12 protein-coding genes are annotated in these 15,097 nt (G+C 58.1%); 5 read left to right on the forward strand and 7 right to left on the reverse strand.

Features of this window, described 5'->3' with window-relative positions:
* Position 1: 1 nt before the first annotated feature.
* Both AC58EF_RS05535 and AC58EF_RS05540 read right to left on the reverse strand, forming a co-directional pair.
* Positions 2-553, reverse strand: coding sequence for a hypothetical protein (locus AC58EF_RS05535; RefSeq protein WP_497275182.1), 552 nt, complete (start codon positions 551-553; stop codon positions 2-4).
* A gap of 768 nt (positions 554-1,321) precedes the next feature.
* Positions 1,322-1,984 (reverse strand): ABC transporter ATP-binding protein, encoded by a 663-nt coding sequence (locus AC58EF_RS05540; RefSeq protein WP_257554613.1) that lies wholly within the window; start codon positions 1,982-1,984, stop codon positions 1,322-1,324.
* Between the two features lie 116 nt (positions 1,985-2,100).
* Between AC58EF_RS05540 and AC58EF_RS05545 the strand changes: the two genes are divergently transcribed.
* The 5 genes from AC58EF_RS05545 to AC58EF_RS05565 all read left to right on the forward strand — a co-directional run bounded on the left by AC58EF_RS05545 (position 2,101) and on the right by AC58EF_RS05565 (position 8,610).
* Positions 2,101-3,348, forward strand: coding sequence for a glycosyltransferase family 4 protein (locus AC58EF_RS05545; protein ID WP_257554612.1), 1,248 nt, complete (start codon positions 2,101-2,103; stop codon positions 3,346-3,348).
* Positions 3,345-4,712, forward strand: a complete 1,368-nt coding sequence (locus AC58EF_RS05550) for a glycosyltransferase family 4 protein (RefSeq protein WP_257554611.1) — start codon at positions 3,345-3,347, stop codon at positions 4,710-4,712. Before AC58EF_RS05545 ends, AC58EF_RS05550 begins: the two co-directional genes overlap by 4 nt.
* A gap of 17 nt (positions 4,713-4,729) precedes the next feature.
* Complete coding sequence (locus AC58EF_RS05555) at positions 4,730-5,851, forward strand: polysaccharide biosynthesis/export family protein (RefSeq protein ID WP_497275185.1); 1,122 nt, start codon at positions 4,730-4,732, stop codon at positions 5,849-5,851.
* A gap of 89 nt (positions 5,852-5,940) precedes the next feature.
* Entirely contained in the window at positions 5,941-7,593 is a 1,653-nt protein-coding gene (locus AC58EF_RS05560) for a DUF1698 domain-containing protein (protein ID WP_257554609.1), read from the forward strand.
* Positions 7,594-7,920: 327 nt separating this feature from the next.
* Entirely contained in the window at positions 7,921-8,610 is a 690-nt protein-coding gene (locus AC58EF_RS05565) for a DUF1796 family putative cysteine peptidase (RefSeq protein WP_497275187.1), read from the forward strand.
* Between the two features lie 108 nt (positions 8,611-8,718).
* Here AC58EF_RS05565 and AC58EF_RS05570 read toward each other — a convergent pair whose 3' ends face one another.
* The 5 genes from AC58EF_RS05570 to AC58EF_RS05590 form a co-directional block, all read right to left on the reverse strand.
* Positions 8,719-9,606, reverse strand: coding sequence for a class I SAM-dependent methyltransferase (locus AC58EF_RS05570; protein WP_257554603.1), 888 nt, complete (start codon positions 9,604-9,606; stop codon positions 8,719-8,721).
* On the reverse strand, positions 9,606-10,652 hold the full coding sequence (locus AC58EF_RS05575; RefSeq protein ID WP_257554602.1) for a hypothetical protein: 1,047 nt from the start codon (positions 10,650-10,652) through the stop codon (positions 9,606-9,608). Before AC58EF_RS05575 ends, AC58EF_RS05570 begins: the two co-directional genes overlap by 1 nt.
* A complete protein-coding gene (locus AC58EF_RS05580) occupies positions 10,649-11,362 on the reverse strand; it encodes a class I SAM-dependent methyltransferase (protein WP_257554601.1) in 714 nt (237 codons plus the stop codon). Before AC58EF_RS05580 ends, AC58EF_RS05575 begins: the two co-directional genes overlap by 4 nt.
* Positions 11,363-11,464: 102 nt before the next feature.
* The gene (locus AC58EF_RS05585) at positions 11,465-12,622 is read right to left on the reverse strand and encodes an FkbM family methyltransferase (protein ID WP_257554600.1); all 1,158 of its coding nucleotides are present in this window, start codon (positions 12,620-12,622) and stop codon (positions 11,465-11,467) included.
* A complete protein-coding gene (locus AC58EF_RS05590) occupies positions 12,619-15,096 on the reverse strand; it encodes a glycosyltransferase (protein WP_489008929.1) in 2,478 nt (825 codons plus the stop codon). The genes AC58EF_RS05585 and AC58EF_RS05590 overlap by 4 nt, the downstream gene beginning before the upstream one ends.
* Between the last annotated feature and the right edge of the window lies 1 nt (position 15,097).

Genomic DNA, 15,097 nt, shown 5'->3' on the forward strand with positions numbered 1-15,097 from the left:
TTCAATGGGGCTTTTGCCTGCCATGCTCGCCGGAACGCCCTCTCGCCGTAATATCCGGTTGTTGGCCGAGCGTCCGGTCAATGGCCAGTTGCAGATGGGCGGTCGCCTCGTCATCATGGACACTGTCGAGCAGGCCGAGAGCCTCGATCATCAAGGCGATGGCCTGCTGGCGGGTTTGGGCGGACATCTCCGATTGCGGGTCGCGCTGAAGGCGCTGCTTTTTCCGATCGAGATTCTTTATATCCGTGTCGAGTTCGCGCAGGCGGCGCTCCACGATCAGATCGATCGCCATCGGCGAAAGACCGGCCCCGACGATGGTGTCTTTTGTTCCCGGCGCTCCTGTCGCTTCCGCGCGATCAACGCAGATATGCCCATCATTGACCAGCAAGGTCAGCGCGCGTTCGAGATGGGGCATTGCGATCGACGTTCCCGCGCGCACCTCCCGCAGGAGCAGGATCGCGTCGTTTACGGACTCAGCGGCAACCGCACAGAGGAATTCGTCGTTTTCCTCATTGTCTTCGGCCGGGGGCCCAGATTCAGGCGACTTCTCCATGATCAATCCTGCATGACTTCAAGTAAACACGTTCGTCCGTCTCGATTGGGCAGCCGGAAGCACGTTCCGAAATTGGAAGTGCTATAGCCCCGCGAAACCGGGCATTGGAAACCTGAGACTCAGTTCAGGCGCGAACGCCTTTAGGCCGGGGCCTTGGACATACGCGTCCGCTGCCCGGTAGCCAAAGCTGGCCGGCTCTGAGTCATGAGGAGGTTTCCACGCCTCCGCTCGCGTCTCCACGAGCAGCAAGGTCGGTAGGCAAAACCACGAGTGATTGCAAGAAGACGGCGTCTCACAACTGTCTCGCGGGGGTACACCGGAAACCCGACCGTGTCGCTGTGGCATCTCGAAGCTCGAGCGCGCTGCTTACATCCCGCACCTCCACCGGTTTACGATGCAAAATCCCCCTAGGAGAATCCCTAGCGGAAAATCTCTAGTGGGCTGGTGTGTCGCATGGATGACTTGGAGCGATCGCGACCGGCCAAGTGGCCGGGCCATCTCCAATGTAGTCGGATTTCGCCGTCTCGCGCGCTGCCGAACGGCTCTCCGAGGCTTTGAAGCACCGCCTCATAGAGAAAGGCAGGTCAGTTTTCCCGCCGAATTATTATCGGATTGCGGGAACCCGCAAATGGAAAGCTGACAAGAACCTGCTTCAACAGATCCCAGTTAGGCGTGCGTCTGTCGCCGCCGGATCTGGACAGGCGAGCAGGGGGCGTCGTGCGAGATGTAACGCGACATATGGAACTTTCTTGGCAAAGACGTGCCGCGTCAGCGCGTTCTTCGCTGATTCCAGGCGTGGACCGCCAGTGCTTCGTCAATAGTCTCGTAGAAGGACAGCTTGCTGTCAGCGAGGACAGCACCGCGCTGGCAATATTCGCGCAGCGTTTCGGGCGCGTGGGAGGCCATGATAAGCGTCCCCTCGCGTCCGCGGCTCGCCAATGCCTCCTGCGATCGCTGGCGGAAACGTTCATCTCCGGCAGCGGTTACCTCGTCGACGAGGTAGCAGTCGAAGCGGATGGCAAGGCTGATTGCAAAGGCAAGTCGAGCCTGCATGCCGCTGGAGTAGCTCTTTACTGGCTGATGCAGATAGGCGCCGAGCTGCGCGAATTCCTCCACATCAGCGAGCAGGGGGGCTGTAGGACGGCGATAGATGCGCGCGATGAACCGCGCATTGTCAGCACCGGTAAGGCTCGACTGGAAGGCGCTGGTGTATCCGATCGGCCAGGAAACGCTCATCTGCCTGCGAATCTTGCCTGCGGTCGGATATTCGACGCCCGCAATCAATCTCAGGAGCGTCGACTTGCCGGCGCCATTGGCTCCGCAAATGCCGATCGATTCGCCGCGTCGGATCGAAAAATTGGCGTCGCGCAGGACCGTTTTTCGCAATTTCCGTGCGTGATAGGTCATGCCGACGTTCGAGAAGCGGATCATTGCACCGGCCCCTTGCAGAATAAACTGGGCTCTCTTGCCCGATCCGGGTTGATGCTACAACAAAAAAATTACCGATTTGGATTGTATGGTAAGTATAAATTCACCGGAGAGGTGAATTGACACAAGATCTCAGCAATATCGAACGACTCTCTCGTCTATATGACCCGACCTATGTTCATCGCGTCGAGACACTCAACGGGGGCGCGCCGGTCCAGGTCTGTATCGAGGGCAGAATGCTCAAGGATGGCCAGGGAACAGGTGTCAGCAATTATGCGCGGACTCTTAGCCAGTGCTTGAGCGAAGCGGGCGCAGAACCCTTGATTCTGGGTGATGGCGACAGCGATCGGCCACGCTCGCGCGCACTTCGCTGGCTCGCGGCAACACGGCGAGCGCCACGACTTGCACAAGCGCCCGTCAACGCACCCAATATACCCGCGGTCCCAGACCTCTTTCGGGAAGCGCAGGTCTTCTTCAATCTGCATGGTCGCACGCTGCCGGTGGCCTTCAAGGAGCCCCCGGTCGTGATGCACTGGACCTATCCGGTGCCACTTCACGTCATGGGGGCGCGAAACCTTTACACAATCCACGATCTTATCCCGCTCACCCACCCTGATTTGACGCCTATCCCACAGGACCGACACGCACGTATCCTTAAGGCGATCCTTGAGCAGGCGGATCTGCTTGTCACGGTGACGGAAGCGATGCGGGCGGAGATAATCGACCATCTCGGTGTCTCTTCGGATCGTGTCGTCAGTACCTGGCAAGCGGTCGATACCCCGCTCCAAGCCGATCCACCTTTGCCCCCAGGTATCCGAAGTGGGCGCTATTTTCTTTTTTGTGGAAGGGTCGAGAGCCGGAAGAATTTGATAGCCCTTGCCGAGGCTCATGCGCTTAGCAACGGAACATTGCCTCTGGTCGTGGTCGGGCCTCGCGTTCCCGGCGAGGAGGCGCTTGAGGAGATGCTAGGGACGTATCCCAGGGTTCGCCGGCTCGATTATCTGCCACGCCCTGATTTGCTTGGTCTGATCCGCCGGGCCAGAGCATTGCTATTCCCCACACTCGCAGAAGGGTTCGGCCTCCCGATCGCAGAAGCGATGACACTGGGTTGTCCGGTTTTGACCAGCGCACGCGGTGCAACGGCCGAAGTCGCTGGCGGTGCCGCCCTGCTCGTAGAACCCGACCGAGTGCCTGCAATTGCAACGGCTGTCGCCAGGCTCGAGCAGGATGATGCACTATGCGCGCGCCTCCGGACGGAAGGCTTTGCGCGAGCACGCAACTTCACGCCGGAGCGCTATGCCCGAAGATTGCGTGCCCTTTATGCGCGAGCGCTCACACAAAGCGACGAAAGCACATTGGTGCAATGACCGTTCCGCCAAACCTTCGCGTCGGAATAGACGGCTTCAATCTGGCGCTTCCGCATGGCACTGGTGTCGCGACATATGCGCGGACGCTTGCCGAAGCGATGCGCGGGCTCGGACGGCGTATCGATCTGGTTTATGGCTTGACCGTCAATCCCAATAGCACGCCGAACCAGCGGGAAACCCTTTTCTACGCCGCACTCGCCGAAGGTCATTCGGGGGGCGAGGCACCCGAACGAGTCACGCCCTGGGGGCGCTTGCGTCGCAACTTTCTGAACCCGGCGCCACGTGATCTTATCGAGATACCGCTTTCTGGTCGCGTGGTGCGGCGCGGTGTCGCCACACGAGTGCCGGATTGTGACCGGTTGTTCACGTTCAGCCGCTTGTTCTATGTCGGTCGCCGCTATCTGCAGCGTTATGGACGGCTGATGCCGGTTCGTATGGCTGAGCCGCCGGCGATCATGCATTGGACTTATCCAGTTCCCGTTCGGCTCCTCGGCGCCCGTAACGTCTACACGATCCATGATCTCGTACCGCTGCGACTTCCGTATCTGAGCCTTGAGGACAAGAGCTACCACGAACGTCTTCTGCGAGCTTGTATTTCCTCCGGCGATCACGTTCTCACTGTGTCGGAAAGCTCTCGGTCGGATATATTGACCTATCTGGAAGTGCCGGCCGAAAAGGTCACGACAATCCACCAAGCCGTAACAGGTCTTCCGGGCCTTGCCGCTGTAGAGGAAGCCGATAGGCGGCGATTGCGCGCGCTGTTTGATCTCGAACCGCAGGGCTATTTTCTTTTCTATGGAGCTACTGAGCCGAAGAAAAATGTTGGACGGCTTATCGAAGGCTATTTTGGTGCCTCGATCGACACGCCATTGGTGATTGCCGGGCCGACGGCATGGCTAGCGGAAGGTGAGCTGCGCCTGCTTGGGCGCGGAAACGGCACAACCCTTACACGCTCTGAGCGTGTACGCCGGGTCGACTATCTAACTCGAGAGCATCTTGGCATCCTGTTGAGAGGCGCTCGAGGTCTCGTATTTCCGTCGATCTATGAGGGCTTCGGCCTTCCGCCTGTCGAGGCGATGCAAGCGGGCGTCCCCGTGATCGCCGGCGACGCCGGAGCACTTCCTGAAATTCTTGGTGACGCCGGGCTGCTCGTCGATCCCTATGATCCAACCGCCATTGGCGAGGCCATGACCCGCATCGACGTCGATCCCGATTTGCGCGCAGAGCTCATATCGAAGGGCCGGCGTCGAGCCGCAGCCTTCGCTCTCGAACCATATCAGAAGGCCCTCGCGCGGTTCCATGCCGAACTGATGCAGATGCCCACAAAGAATCGTTCTTCAGTCTCAACGGGAGCCAGTCAGTGAATTTACCCGTCAAGCGTATGACAGGCCAACTGGCGATCATTCTCCTTCCTGTGTTGCTGGCAGGCTGCGCTTCGCTTTCCTCAAGCGGACCAACGGCCCACGAGATTACGAGGGCACAGCGCGACCTTGGACAATTCGAAATTGTCGAACTCGATGAGGCCGTCGTCACCGAGTTGGAAGCGTCGCCGTCGAGCGGGAGAGGGCGATTGGCGGTCCTAGCTCAATCCGGCGACGTCGACAGGATCGGTCCCGGTGATATCCTTCAGATATCGATTTTTGAGGTCGGCGCCGCATTGTTCGGTGCCCGGAGTGCCACGCTCGACCCTGCGGCCCCGGCAACCGGTTCAGGGGAAACCCTGCCACCCGTAATCGTCGGTCGCGACGGGATGATCACGCTTCCATGGGTCGGTCGAATCCAGGCGATGGGATCGACCCCGGACGAACTCGGTATGGTTCTTACCGGGCGCTATCGCGCAAACTCGGAAAACCCCCAGGTGATGGTCGCCATCAGAGAGAATGTGAACAACACGGTTGTGGTCCAAGGCGATGTGAAGAAGCCCGGACGTCTTCCTCTCACACTTGCCCGCGAACGCGTTCTGGACGCGATCGCGATCGCCGGAGGTCTTGCCAATCCCACAGCGGACTCCCTGGTTAACGTCAGCCGTGGCGACCGTAGCGCGGAAGGGCCGCTGAGCGCGATTGAACCTGGGTCGGCCGACGACCTCGAACTTCTTCCGCAGGACCGGTTGTCCATCACATTTCGTCCTCGCACCTACACGCTGCTAGGCGCGGCAGGAAAGCCGGCCGAAGTGCCGTTCCAGAATCTTCGTGTCTCGCTTGCCGAGGCCTTAGGCCGTGGTGCGGGCCCCAATGACAATCAGGCCGACCCGCGCGCCGTGTTCGTGTTTCGCTATGAACCCGCCAATCTCGACGGCTCTCCCGCCGAAGGAGCCGTGCCAGTCGCCTACCGGGTAAACATGCGCGATCCCATGGCCTATTTTCTGGCCCAGCGCTTCGAGATGCGCCCGCGCGATGTCGTCTATGTCGGCAATGCTGCAGCCAACATCCCCACAAAGGCAATGCAGATTCTCAACTTGTTTTTCTCGCCTTTCTATACCGCAAAGGTCGTGACCCAATGAGCCAGGAGCATGGAACGGCCGAAGCTGTCCAAACGCCGCTTCAGAACCAGCGGCGGCCGACACTCCTTGACGTCGCAAGGGGTTATAGAATGTTCCTTGGGCGCGAACTCGAAGGCACGGCTATTGCGGGTTTCCATATCTCCAATTCGCCCGACCTTTGGGACCTGATCGAAACGATCTGGCAATGCCAGGAAGCCCAGAACCGCCGCTTGGCGGATGCGATGCAAACGGCCCGACGTTATCAAGAGGCCGATATCGTCAACCTTGACGTCTCTCCCGAACAACTCGACCGACTTTACCAGATCACGTTTGAAGCGTGGCGTTTACGCGGGCTTGGATCTTACAGGGACGAGTTCCGGCGCAACACGGCCAGATTTTCGGACAGAAGCGGACGGTGGAACCGCGCTCACATCTTGGAGGCGGGGCGGTCTGAATTGCAGCAGCTGGCTACGGCTCTCTTCCGCTTTGGCTGGGAAACCGCGCCAGGTTCCGTCATCATGACAATGGGCCCGGAAAGCTTTCGGTTGTTGTACGGGGCGTCGGATATCGGGGCGAGATTGATCGGCTTCGAAATGCTCGCGAACGACCTGGCAGGTGCAGGTCAAACTCAGCTTGCCGAGGGCCTTTCCTCACCCAGTTTCCACCCGGTTGCGGACTTTCGCGATCATACGGACACGGCCGATCTGTTCTACTCGGTCGGTGGGCTCCAATATGCACCGCCGCCGATCGCGATCGATATCCTGCGGAACGGTATCAATCGCCTCAAGTCTGGGGGCATGGCGGTCTTTCAGGTTCCGAGTTTCCTGCATGAGTACAGCTTCAGCGCGGCCGAGTATCTTGCAGGGAAGGGCCAAGCTCTCAGCGGCGAACTGCACGCCGTACCGCAACATGCAGTTCTGAACCTGCTGGACGACGAGGGAATGCGGCTGCTCGAGGTGATACCAGATGCCAGCATTGGCATTCATGGTCTCTCCTACCTCTACTACGCGCGGAAGATCATTGGTCATGACGTGCAGCAATCCACGGGATCGGTGCCCGTGAAACTTCCAATCAAGAAGGACAACGACGTGGAACAGACTTTGACGGACAATGGACTCGAACAAATGGTTCAGTCGCGGCCCTGGTTTCATCGCATCGATCTGGGAAACGGCGTGAGCACACCGGGATCCGATGATACGCCCCACAAGCTATCTGCGATCGCCCTGCCAAGTGACCTGTCGGGGAAAACCGTGCTCGATGTTGGCGCGTGGGACGGCTTCTTTTCCTTCGAATGCGAGAGACGTCGCGCCAGTCGCGTTGTTGCCAGCGATTCCTATTGCTGGGATGGAGACGGAATCCAGGATGGCGGCGGTTTCCGCATGGCTCATGCGGCGCTTAATTCGCAAGTCGAGCGTCTGAATGTCAGCGTGGAGCAACTGGATCCAGCCATCCATGGCACGTTCGATTATGTGTTGTTTCTTGGGGTACTATATCATGCGCGTGATCCCCTCGGTTATCTTGCAAAAATGCGGTCATTGTGCCGCGAGGTGACCGTCATCGAAACCTGGGTCGACGGGCTTGAGATCGAACGTCCAGCGATGATCTTCTACCCCGGCGCCACCCTCAACAACGATGCGTCCAACTACTTCGGGCCGAACGAAGCAGCGGTGATCGCTATGTGCAGGGAAGTGGGCTTTTCCGAAGTCGAGGTTGTCAACCGCCACTATTATCCCAATCGGATGGTTTTTCACGCACGCGTCTGAATCCCAACATCGCTTCGCATTGATGCCGGCCGAAGGGCGTATTGACAATCATGCTCCGGAATCCAACCCCAGCAGCCTGCCGCCCCCGGATGCGGCGGGGCCAACGGAATTCCGGAGCAGGTTGCCTATTCATTACCCGGATTGCGCGGAACTCGCACCAAACCACTACGCAGCCTTGTTGCCGCCCGTGCCGGTGCGAGAGGCTGTTCCAATATAGGTCCGAAGCATTGCGTTTGATGAAGGGATCATAAATCCCAAGTGTCTGACCATGTTCGTCGCTGCCAGTGGAGGCGCAACGCCTCGGATACGAAAGAGGATATGTGACACATGATAGCTAGTCTGGGCACGCACTGCTTTACGGCTCACCTGTTCAAGTCGTTGCCGTTCCAGAGAGTGAAATCGCCGTTTGACTGGTTGTTCTCTTGCCCGGCAATGGTGACTCATGTCTTGAGCGATAATTTCAATCTTTTGATGGATCCGAGCCAGCAAGTGACGGTACCCATAGAGCGCCGGCCAAATCCGAACTTCGGTCTATCAGATCACCCATTTTATAGACGTATGGGTGTGCCAAGTGCGGTGTTCAATCACCATGACGTCGTCGGTGATGCCAGTGATAGAAAATATCTTCGGGACGTTGTCGAACAATTCCGTAGTATGCCGCGAAATGTCAAAAAGTTGTTCGTACTTGTTACTGTCTGGCCCGCCGATATATCGGTTTATCGATCTATACAGAAGGCACTGGAGCAATATGGGGATCACAGCCTGCTGATTCTGGATGTTCTCGGACCCGGGGAATCTAACCTTCAGAAGGTTGTAGACGAGGAAGCCTTTGAGCTGTTTCGATACGTGCCACATACCGATCTGATTGGCATCCATTTCGGTGATGATCGAGACTTTCAAATGCTTCGTGAGATTGTCATGACTCGCATTCCCGAAGGGACGCCACTTCACGATCCCTCAGTTGAGGATGATACACCCTATTTGCCGGTCACAGCGTCGCCAGCGCCGAACCAGTAGTCATTTGGGGTGAGTGTCCGCCCAAGGCCATTGGCCATTGGGACGGGTCGTTGAAACGCCGAGGCCACGCGCCAAACGCTGATAACGAAAAGCTCGGCTGTCAGGTTCTCAGTCGGATAGCGAGAACTCATAGACGGTCGCATAGTGCGAATTGGCGCACGGGTGTTTCCTGAAGCGAAAACCAGCAGCTTCAAACAAGCGCACCAGAAAGTCCTCCTGGAAGCCGAGTTCCATCCAGCCACGGGCATGGGTCACCGCGACATTTTCCCCATCGAGGCGGATACCCCACGGATACGGCATGATATCAGGCGCGTTGGTGACGATTGGTTCGCCGGCGAGCAGAACCTTACCGCCAGGCTTTAGAAGTTCCACAAGACGATGAACCAACAATTGGAAATCGAGACAATGGTGGAAACTCTCGTAGAAGAAAACGAGATCATAGGCATGCGGTTGACCAGCGGGATTGTAGCCGAATGCCCCAATATGCGGAGTGAGATCGACCTTATAATGTTCTGATGAGGCCGCCACTGCATTGCAGTAGTTTGCGCTGATATCGACAGTCTCGACGCAAAAGCCGATTCGAGCGAACGTGAGTGCAATCTGCCCAAAGCCAGCACCATATTCCAGAATACGAGGGCGCTGACGTGCCGTGAGGCCGCTAATCTTGAGAATATGCCCCATTGCCATGAGATGGTCACCGGCAACTGCGGCATCATTTGCCGAATAGAGACCCGGACGCCGTAACGGATCGAGCGACGCGATCTCTGGGGTCTCTTCATCGCGGTCGGGTTGATATTCCGACCGCCCAGTGATCGCTCGCCAAAGGGCAAGCTGCTGATCCCTATATGGTGTATCGAGCGGATCCAGATCGTCCCTGTACCAGGTCGGAAGTCGAAAGCGTGCTTCCTTGATCTGCTGACTCGATGCGGGGACATTAAGCAGGTGCCACGCTTCGCTGGCTTGCTCGATCTCAAAGAGATGCGGTTGTGAACTCATTATGCACCCTGATGTTTAAGCGCGTCCGCCGGAACGCCCAGGATAGCGTTCGGAAACTGCTGGTCATCGAACCAGAAGCGACCTTCGCAAACGAGCGCCACGCGGGCTTCAAAACCGCGGGCAATCGCTTCTCGGGGCAGTTCCAACCGGAAGGGCAGGGTCGCGCCAGCCTCAAGGGCACCGCTACCGAAATAGAAGCGAGCACTGCCCGGCTGTGTGGGATCGTCACCGGGCGAGATGATCCTTGCGCCGATCCGAATCAAGTCTCGCTCGAACTGTCCGATTGAGAATGCTTTCGGCGAGCTATTGCGAAGCGTCCCATGCAACGCAAAACCGCCATCATTGGAAGGTGAGAGCCCCGGCTCGAGAACAATTTGATGTGCGAATGCTGACTGCCATGACCGCTGCAGATGATGAGGCTTGGGAAGCGAACGACCATGGTCAATCGCCGTGATCATCCTTGAGAGATAATTGGTCTGCGCCAGTGCTTGCTCCAGTGCAGAGTATGGGACTTCCTCAATCCTCTCCAGCCTGATCCCGACTGCGGGCCGCAAGCTCCGTGCAACTGCGATGTCGGTATCCACCGTGTCGGAACAGCTCGTGATGTGGACAGCAGGCGCGGAGGGTGAGGGTAAGTGGGGAGAGGGCGGTGGGGAAGCGGTGGTGTCGTATGTTAATGCAACCGCTTCGGCATCCAGTTTTCCAGCACCAGGTGCCGCCGAGGGCGCCCATGTTATCACACGTTCAGCGCGCAACACGCTGCCGAAAAGCAGCGCTGCCCTCGCACCTGCACCGATACCGAAGCAGATTATGCGGTGCCGATTGCGGACTCGCTCGATAAGGCGGGCACGCACCGTTGGCAGTTCAGAGGAGAGCCATTCCTCCGCAATCAGGAGGCGGTCGCCCAGCAATCCATCCAGATTCGAGAAGAGGGCGAGCGATGGGCGGCCCAACGGGTCGCTATCTGGAAAGCCGACCCACAATGGTCCCTCTCGGTTTTGCATTGGGACCCGAACCGCTGGCGCTGCTTCACCCATGGCGTTCATGCTTTTTTGCCGATCAGGATGACGCCGTAATGGCCACCATGATTGGTGTGCTGAACCGTCAAACGGTGGATACCAGCCTTGTTCAGAATGACCATGAGCTGACCGAGATCGTAGTCGTACATCGTCATGCCGCCGGCCGGCGCGTTGAATATGAGGGGGCGGTAGTGCTCCCCATCCCATCGGATTACCTCAGCGCCATCGTCCTGCGGCCGGCAGATGCCCATTTCGCGGCCAATCGTGACGTGCAAGGTGATGGCGCCACCGCTGCATAGCTTTGCGACGAGATCCGCGATGATCTTCGTGCCCCGGCTTGGATGAATGTGCTGAAACACGATTAGTGAGTTGATCCAGTCGACTTCGACGTCCGGCACCTGGTCCGTGTAGATGGTATTCTGGGGAGCGTTCTTCCGTGCGATCTCCAGCATTCCCGGCGCAACATCGATGCCGTAGACCTTCTCCGCGACCGTCGCCATCATGCGGGTGAGGCGGCCAACTCCGCAGCCGAAATCGATCGCGCTCCTGGGTTTGAAGGCGCCATATTGCGATTCGAGGATTTCGAGCTGCCATTCAATATCTCGGCGGCCACTTTCCCAGAAGCGTTCCAAGGCTTCGTCATTGATGTTGCCGCGCAAATAGGCCGGATCGGTGAGCACGCCGAAATAGGGCTCAGTTGCCGCAATTTCTGCCCAATCTGAGTCGGTATCCTTCATGTCTTTCTCTCCGGCAGGGATATTGTGCTGCATCGAGTTCCAGCCAGTAGAGGAGCTTGAGCGGCACGGTGCGACGGATGGCCAGCACCATCCAAAAATGCTTCATTCGGTCCAAGCATAGAAATCGACCTTCTCGACCTGAAGCTTGTCCGGCAGGCTTGCGAGCATAGCGATGTCCTGGCCGCACCCTATCGGCGGTTGATGGTCAGGGATCGCAACGAAGTTTGAATATCCGAGCTGGCGTAGTCCCCGCAGATAGTCGGGTGCGGCAATGCTCGAATATTTCGTGAGCAGTTTCGGTGCATAGACGGCCAGAAGATGTGGTCGCCACCGGGACAGCGTCTTCGACGCACCTTGAAGAGCGCGGTTGTCGAACCCGTCCAAGTCGATCTTGAAAACATCAACACGCTTGTCGATGGGAATGAGCGAATCGATCGTGCGCGCATATACAACCGTGGCGTCATCGCTGGATGTCAGATCGCTTTGCGCAACATCACGAGCCGTTGCGACGCCATCCTCGTCGATGAGCGTGATGAACCCATCTCCGTCGGCCGCGCCAAACGGTACCGCATCGACGTTGTTGGGAGCGTGCATCAAAATGTTCGCGAGAAGCGAACGCAAAGAGCCGGGATGTGGCTCAAGGGCCACGACGCGTCCGGAAGGGCCAACCTTCTGTGCAGCACGAACGGCAAACTGGCCTGCGCCGGCACCAACGTCCAAAACGTACATTGCTGGCTCCAGGATGCTGGAGATGACGCCAGCCAGATGTGGCTTGTGATAGCCTGTCGCCCGCATGGTGAAATCCGCAATGGTCCGCGGTGCGGGAAGGTGCAGTTCGATCCCATTGATGGCCATCTGCAGTGGCCCTGGTGGGTCAGGTAGGCGATAAAGGGCCAGAAACTCATGGCCGAGCACGAAACGCTCGACAAGTTGATGGATCGAAATGCCATCCCGGATCGCATCGAGATGATGCGGTGTGCCGATTGGATCAGGGACCCTATTCAGGAGAAGCCGATAGCAGTTCCATATATCAGCGAGCGTCGCAGGCGTCGTCGGGTCAATCTCGCCGGCGCCGTCGGCAGCGGTTTCACGCCATATTTTAACCAGACGAAGCATACGGTCTTCGTCATCGGTCAGGCTTTTCAATCCGGCCTCATTCAGTGATTCGAGGCTGAGATCAGGCGCGGCTTGGTCCTGTGGAGCGTCGCTATGCTGCCGATCTGAACCCTCTCCACTGCCCATCGGCAGTTTGCGGGTCACGCCTCGCACGGCGCACCCGCTTCGACAAGCCGCTCACGATTGAAGGCAAGCTCGTCGAGATTACCGAGCGCGAGGGCTTCCAGAAATTGTGAACGGGCCTCTGCATCTTCCGCACGGCATAGAAAAAAGCCAGCCACGCCAACCGACACGATCCTTGGATCCAGCCCGCCAGTGACCGTTGTGAGATCCAACGTCCCCTCACCTTCAACCATGACATGGAGACAACGATCGAGCGGAGGAGCGTCGATCGTCAACGATACCCATTTGAACGAGCCTGGGTCGATGACGCCATGCTCCACTGTCCCGCCCGTCACCGAGGCTTGCCACGCGCAACTGCCAGTGGGTAAGCCGTGTAGTCTCAGATAGAGGCGGAGAGGGCCGTTGACGTTCTCCGGGACTCCTATGCTCAATGCGCCGCCCTGCGCTTTCGTCCAGCAACCCCAGTTGTCAGGTCCCCACCAACCGGAACCCGATCGGAATATCTCGGCAGAGCGCATGCCCGGCCAGATTCTCGTCTCGAAGTTGCGTACCATCGGATGATGAGCGCCGAGTGTTGCGATTGGTGCACAATATCCCCCGTTGTCCACTAGGGGCGAGGTAATAGCCCGTTCAGCGGTGGCGCCTGCGATGTCCGCGGCAATGTCCCCCCATTTCCGGGGCAAGAAGTCCTTGCGGATTGCCGCTTCTTTGTCAGCCCGAAAGCTGCCGTCGAAGATCAGCTGCTCCAGCGCTTTTGTAAGGCGAGGGGTCGACCCTGCCTCGAAATAGTGGGCGAAGGCCCCACCTGCCTCCGGAAGAGAGGAAGCATCGGAAAGGAGCGGTACCTTTCCGTGGCACAGGGATTCTGTGACCGGCAGGCCCCAGCCTTCGTAGTTGCTTGGATAAAGGGTGAAGAGGCAAGAACGGTATAGAAGGTCGAGCTCGGCATCCGACAAGCCCGATAACATGACGACTTTATCACGCAGCCCTTCGTGTGACGCGAGACGCGCATAGACGGTGTCGTTCAGCCAGCCCTTGTTACCGACACATACGAGCTTGGGAACTGACCGCGGTCTGTGATTGCGCAGAAGACTGATCCAGGCATCAAACGCACCGATATGATTTTTTCGGGATTCTATTGTCGATACAAACAGAACGAATTCCGACCGTCCCAATCCCCATTTCGACAGGTCGCGCTCAGGCAAGGGTATGGTGGCCGGCTTGCGGAAGTCGGCATCCAGGCGAACGACGATGATAGCTCGTTCATCAACGGCATGTTCGAGCAGCGCCGCCACGCGCAAAAGGTCGCGTTTCGTCGCTTCGGAGTTCACCAGAAAGAAATCGGCATGGTCGAATGCGCCAAGCGCCCAACTGATGAAATCCTGCGTCAACTCGCGTGTGCAATGCTCGCTTGCCATGACCGGGATAAGGTCGTGGACGAAGGGCACATATCGTATGCCATATGCAGCCTTTGCCTGGCGCACATAGAGGAAATAGTTCTGCAACCACCAGGATGTGCCGAGGTTAACCAGGAAGGCGCCACGGGGAAACGCCATTGCGTCTGAAATGGTCATCGCCAGGCGCAGCTTCGTAAGGAAGGCAACCCATTCTGGTGCCTTGAGATCGCCGCTCATGAGACTGAGGCGGCATCCCATTTGGAACATGGCAGGTGTGATTTCTACCCACTCGTCACGATGTTCGAGAAAGGCGCAAATCTTTACCGTCCGCCTCTCTTGACGGAGCGCGGCCGATATCACCTCGATTTGCACGCGCTGAATGCCGGTCGGCAATCGGGCGTTATCGAAATAGGAAATGAGATCAGAAACGTCAAAAACGATCGCCGCCGCCGTGTCATTCCCATGCCCGCCTTCGGTCACGACATCGACCTGTGACCGTAAGTTTTCAATCAATTCGCGGGTGTCCTCGAAACGGACAGCGTCCTCCTCGGCCCCGTTTTCGCGCAGCACCGTTGCCAGAGTGTCGATCGCCGAACGTGCCCGGGCGGCGGCGGGCGCGATTGGATCACCGGTTTCGAAGATTTCGTCCGTCGTGTTGTCGGTGATTGCCATGATGTCCTCTGGGGTGATTTCGATGCCGCAGGCCATGAGCCGGTGAAGTTCGGCAAGGGCATCGCCATTCGTTGGATCAGCACGAGCTGCGGCAAGGTAGCTCTGTGCCGCTTTGCTGAACTGACCCCGGACCTTGTAGAGGTGCCCGAGATGCAGATGGGGATCGCTGGTTGAACCCCGTTTGAGCGCTTCCTTGTAGGCGCTTTCAGCCGTGGCGAATTCGTCGGTTTCGCGCAGCATGTGCCCATATTGTACCCAGACATGCGCCAGGGACGGATCCCGATCGAGCGCTTCACGGAACAATATCGCGGCTCGGGAAAAATCGCGAGAATCTCTCGCGCTGTTGGCTGCAAGCAGCACTTTATGGACGCGCGGCGTTACCGCGACCCCGGCTGATTTTCGATATTTGAGGAGATGCGTCAGCATG

The sequence above is a fragment of the Sphingobium sp. WR1 genome (assembly GCF_059693745.1).